General features: G+C 71.9%; 1 protein-coding gene. It reads left to right on the top strand.

Features of this window, described 5'->3' with window-relative positions:
• The coding region (locus NMN56_RS42945) for an electron transfer flavoprotein subunit alpha/FixB family protein (protein WP_283742583.1) at window positions 1-870 on the top strand (870 nt) is incomplete at its 5' end.
• Window positions 871-872 lie beyond the last annotated feature (2 nt).

Raw genomic sequence — 872 nt, 5'->3', positions numbered from 1 at the left:
CCGGTCGCCGTGCACCTGGGCCCGGGCGCCGAGCAGGCCGCCACGGTCCTGGGTGAGTACGGCGCCACGCGTGTACTGGCCGCCGATGCGCCGGAGTTCGGCGACTACCTCGTCGTCCCGAAACTCGATGCGCTCCAGGCGGCCTGCGAGGCGGTCTCCCCGGTCGCCGTGCTGGTGCCCTCCTCCGCCGAGGGCAAGGAGATCGCGGGGCGGCTGGCGGTGCGGCTGGGCTCCGGCCTGATCACGGACGCGGTGGACGTGGAGGCCGGGGATGAAGGGCCGGTGGCCACGCAGTCGGTCTTCGCCGCGGCCTTCACCACCAAGTCGCGGATCACCACGGGGGTTCCGGTCATCACGGTCAAGGCGAACTCGGCGGCGCCGGAGGCCGCGCAGGCCGCCGGTAGCGTCGAGGAGCTGTCCTTCTCCCTGGACGGAGCGGCCTCGGGCGCGAAGGTCACCTCGCGTGCGGCGCGGGAGTCGACGGGCCGTCCGGAGCTGAGTGAGGCGGCGATCGTGGTCTCGGGTGGGCGCGGGGTCAACGGTGCGGAGAACTTCGGGCTGATCGAGGCGCTGGCCGACGCGCTGGGCGCCGCGGTGGGTGCCTCGCGTGCCGCGGTGGACGCGGGCTGGTACCCGCACGCGCACCAGGTGGGCCAGACGGGCAAGTCGGTCTCACCGCAGCTGTACGTCGCTGCGGGCATCTCGGGAGCGATCCAGCACCGGGCGGGAATGCAGACCTCCAAGACGATCGTGGCGATCAACAAGGACGCCGAGGCCCCCATCTTCGACCTCGTCGACTACGGCATCGTCGGCGACCTCTTCGACGTCGTCCCCCAACTCACCGACGACATCAACACCCGCAAAGCCTGAAC

The sequence above is a fragment of the Streptomyces iconiensis genome, from assembly GCF_028657195.3.
Classification (GTDB): domain Bacteria; phylum Actinomycetota; class Actinomycetes; order Streptomycetales; family Streptomycetaceae; genus Streptomyces; species Streptomyces iconiensis.
The sequence above is the reverse complement of the archived record's forward strand: the minus strand, read 5'-3'. Positions and strand labels throughout refer to the sequence as shown.